Source organism: Mycobacterium sp. 94-17 (genome assembly GCF_035617725.1).
In the GTDB taxonomy this organism is placed as follows: domain Bacteria; phylum Actinomycetota; class Actinomycetes; order Mycobacteriales; family Mycobacteriaceae; genus Mycobacterium.
On sequence record NZ_JAPIYN010000110.1, the window covers coordinates 1 to 313 of the forward strand.

At 69.6% G+C, this 313-nt stretch carries 1 pseudogene; it reads left to right on the top strand.

The annotated features are described in order from the left end of the window. Positions 1-313: pseudogene (locus OQ789_RS25890) on the top strand (phosphate ABC transporter substrate-binding protein PstS); the annotation flags it as partial.

The following is a 313-nucleotide window of genomic DNA, read 5'->3' on the forward strand; positions in this document are numbered from 1 at the left end:
CTGTCCAAGCAGGACCCCGACGGCTGGGGCAAGTCACCGGGTTTCGGCACCACCGTCGACTTCCCGGCGGTGCCCGGGGCGCTGGGCGAGAACGGCGACGGTGCCATGGTGACGGGCTGTGCCGCCAACGCCGGCTGTGTCGCTTACGCCAGCATCGGCTCGCTGGACGAGGCCGACCAGCACGGGCTCGGTGAGGCCAAGCTTGGCAATGCATCCGGCAAATACCTGCTGCCCAGCGCCCGAAGCATCCAGGCCGAGGCCGCCGGCTTCGCGTCGACGACGCCGGCGAACCAGGCCATCTCACTGATCAACG